A 3,383-nucleotide genomic window follows, 5' to 3' on the forward strand; every position below is an offset into this window, starting at 1 on the left:
TCCTGGGTGCCGCGCTGAAGAAGCAGGGCAGCTAAGTCTTCGCACCGCGAAGCCTTCGCACAGGCTCCAAAACAAAACCCCGCCGGAGCGATCCGGCGGGGTTTTTCTTTGACCTAGGTAAAGGTTGGAAAGTTACGCCCTGCCGTAAAGCGGCACCAGCGTGCCGCTCATCGCCTGATTGGCCGGCGAGGCGAGATAGGCGATGGCCTCGGCGGCGGCTTCGAGGCTGACCCATCTTGTGACATCGGCATCCGGCATATCGGCGCGGTTTGCCGGCGTATCTAACGTCGACGGCGCCACGGCATTGACCAGGATGCCCTTGTGCTTCAGCTCTTCGGCCATCGCCACCGTCATGGCTGCCACCGCCGCCTTGCTGGCGGCGTAAGCGACCATGCCGGCGCCGCGCCGCGGATCGAGCCCGGCGCGCGCGGTGACGTTGACGATGCGGCCCGCCGTGTCCGACGACAGCATCGAGCGGATCGCGGCGCGGCAGCACAGGAAGGCGGTGCGCGCATTGGTGTCCATCATCTCGGCAAAGGACGCCGACTCGATCTTTTCAACAGGCGCCGAGGTGAAGCCGCCAGCCAGATGGATCGAGCCCCAAAGGCCCGGAACCTGGCTATAGAACGCTTCGACCTTCGCGGGGTCCGAGAGATCGACGTTGTGCACCAGCTGGACACGGTCATGCGAGGTAAAGGGGAAATGCATAGGGGCGGCGGCATGAGCATTGGGCACATGGCAGATCGCGCCGTCGCTCAGCAGTTTGCCGACAACCGCACCGCCGAGCGCACCGGTCCCACCAGTCACGACGATATGCTTGCCTTCAAGTGTTTCCGTCATCTTGGACGCTCCTGTCATTTTTTTATCGTTAGGTCGTTTCTGTGCCGCCGACGCGAAGCGTCGCGCCTTTTGCGCCATCACTCAATTGACATCTCGACATGGCAGTTGTCGCGTCTTTGCATGCGTCCGACACTTCAGCCGTGGTCCGCCAAAACGGGAAACCCGCGCTTCAGTCAACTGTGATTTCGATGACGCGCGGCAGTCCGGTGGCCCGGGCGCGCTTCAGCGCGTCCGCGAGAGCATCGATATCGGCAAGCCGTTCGGCGCCGATGCCATAGGCCTCGGCCAGCTTGCAGAAATCCGGCGGCGCCGGCGATACGCCGACCGGCTCGACGCCGACATCGAGCATCGAGGTTTCGATCTCGCGGTAGCCTCTGTTGTTCCAGACGACGAAGATGACCGGTACCCGCGCGTCGAGCGCGGCGCCCAGTTCCGGCAGCGTGAACTGGAAGCCGCCGTCACCCGTGAGGCAGACGACCGGCGCATCGGGTATCGCAAGGGCCGCGCCAATTGCGGCCGGCGGGCCGTAGCCAAGCGCGCCGAAGCCGGTGGCGGCATTGAACCAACCGCCTGGCCGATCATGGTCGTAATAGAGGTTGGCCGCATAGATCGGCTGCGTCGAATCGCCGACGATGAGCGCGCCCGGCAAAGCGTCGCGGATCATCTCGACGGCGCGCACCTGCCCCTGCAGTGTCGGATTGAGCTCGGCAAAGGCTGCTTTGCGTGTAGTAGCGGCGCGCGACGAACCGCCCTCGCTTGCCCGGACATGGCGGGTTTTCAGAAGCAGTGCTTCGAGCGCCTCGGCGCAATCGGCCTGGATCGAAACCGTCGCCGGGCGGCGGGCAAGCTGGTCCGCGCCGATATCGATGCGGATCAGGTTGGCGGGCAGGACGAAGCCGCCATCGCTGTAGCCGTCATAGTCGGTCGGGCCGAATTCGGTGCCGGCGGCAATGACCAGGTCGGCGTCGGCCATCAGCGCCCGTACTGTCTTCAGGCTGGGACTGGCCGGCACGCAAAGCGGATGACCATGCAGCAGGCCGCGCGCATTGGTGGTCTGGACGACCGGCGCCCCCAGCCGTTCGGCCAGACGCCGCAGTGGCGCTTCGGCGCGTTTGGCGCCGCCGCCGACCAGGATCAGCGGGCGGCGCGCTGCACTGATGAGTTTGGCCGCGTTGGCAATTGCGACACCTTCCGGCACGGGCGGCGTCACATTGCTCAGCATGGCAGCGATGCCATCCGCCGGCTTGACCATGACGTCGGTCGGGATCTCGATATGTACCGGGCCGGGCCGGGCCGATGAAAACAGGGCGAAGGCCTGCGCCAGCGCGCCGGGCAATTCGCCAGCCTCGGTAACGCGCTGCGAAAACAGCACCACCTTCTCCATCATGCCGCGCTGATCCGGCAATTCGTGCAGATGGCCCAGCCCCTTGCCCAGCGTCGGCGTGGCGTTGACGCCTGAGATCACCAGCATCGGCACCGAATCGGCGCGTGCCTGCCCCATGGCGGTGATGGTGTTGGTCAGCCCCGGTCCGGTGATGACGAAGGCGACGCCCGGCCTGCCGCTGGCCCGCGCATAGCCATCGGCCATGAAGCCGGCGCCCTGTTCGTGACGCGGCGTGACGTGGCGGATCTTGGAGCGCGCTAGCCCGCGGTAGAGTTCTACCGTGTGGACGCCGGGAATCCCGAAGACCGTGTCGACGCCATGGGCTTCGAGCAGCGAAATGAGCGCTTCGCCGAGTGTCGTCATTGGTTTTTCCTCCCCTTCCGGCGCGAGGCCTAGTTCGGCCTCGACGGCCTTGATGCCGATCGCCGCCAATTCGCCGGGCGAGAACATCTCGCCGGCCAGGCAGCCTTCGATCCAGAGTCCGTCGATGATCGCATTAATCGCGATGGCATGGTGGCGCAATTGGCTTGCGTCCGATTTGCGCCGTTCGGCGGCGAGCACCTCGGCCACAACCGCTTCCACCTCATTGCGAAAACCAAGGTAGCCTTCGCGGTGGGCGTGGGCCAGGGTCGGATCCGCTCTGGCGCGGCCGATGAAGGTTGCCCAGAGCGAAAACACCCGCGCGTCGATAATCGGCGCATTGAGGTTGGCGGTGACGAAAGCCGCAAGGCGCTGGCGAGGCGAGGCATTCTCCATGACCAAAGCCGCTTTCGCCTGCTCGGTCATGCGGCCCATCAGCGCTGCATAGGCTTCCTGCAGCAATTCTTCCTTGCCGGGAAAATAGTGCCGGATCAGCCCGGCGGTGACGCCGGCACGCAATGCGATGGTGCGCAAGGTGGCGCCCTGCAGGCCATGTTCCGCCACGCTGTCCAGAGTGGCCTCGATCAGATCCTGCCGCCGCCGCTCCTCGCCCTCGCGACGGAACCTGCGGCGGGATGGCATATTCATTGGCGCAGGATCGGTCGCGTCAGGCATGTCGGCCCGCCCTCGCAGGCGATGCAGAGCGCATCCGCCTCGAAGATTTCGACCGTGCAGCCGGCGGCTTCCATCGCGGCTTTGGTCTTTGGAAAGCCTGCGACGGCAATGATCTTGTGTGGGC

The 3,383-nt window shown here is 65.4% G+C and carries 2 protein-coding genes and 2 pseudogenes; all 4 read right to left on the reverse strand.

Annotation, left to right across the window (positions count from 1 at the left end; translation table 11 throughout):
• Positions 1-132: 132 nt before the first annotated feature.
• Positions 133-840 carry an SDR family NAD(P)-dependent oxidoreductase gene (locus EN914_RS28895; protein ID WP_024501896.1) on the reverse strand — a complete coding sequence of 236 codons (708 nt, stop codon included), beginning with the start codon at positions 838-840 and terminating at the stop codon, positions 133-135.
• A gap of 169 nt (positions 841-1,009) precedes the next feature.
• Positions 1,010-2,587 (reverse strand): 5-guanidino-2-oxopentanoate decarboxylase, encoded by a 1,578-nt coding sequence (locus EN914_RS28900; protein WP_206527262.1) that lies wholly within the window; start codon positions 2,585-2,587, stop codon positions 1,010-1,012.
• A gap of 6 nt (positions 2,588-2,593) precedes the next feature.
• Positions 2,594-3,259, reverse strand: a pseudogene (locus tag EN914_RS38770) (TetR family transcriptional regulator C-terminal domain-containing protein); the annotation flags it as partial.
• Positions 3,229-3,383, reverse strand: a pseudogene (locus EN914_RS28905) (amidinotransferase); the annotation flags it as partial. The pseudogenes EN914_RS38770 and EN914_RS28905, both read right to left, overlap by 31 nt.

It is taken from the genome of Mesorhizobium sp. M7A.F.Ca.CA.001.08.2.1, assembly GCF_003998455.1.
GTDB lineage: Bacteria > Pseudomonadota > Alphaproteobacteria > Rhizobiales > Rhizobiaceae > Mesorhizobium > Mesorhizobium ciceri.

Coding starts and splice junctions, on each gene's coding strand:
- EN914_RS28895 (WP_024501896.1), bottom strand. CDS start 840: ATGACGGAAACACTTGAAGGCAAGCATATCGTCGTGACTGGTGGGACC.
- EN914_RS28900 (WP_206527262.1), bottom strand. CDS start 2,587: ATGACGACACTCGGCGAAGCGCTCATTTCGCTGCTCGAAGCCCATGGC.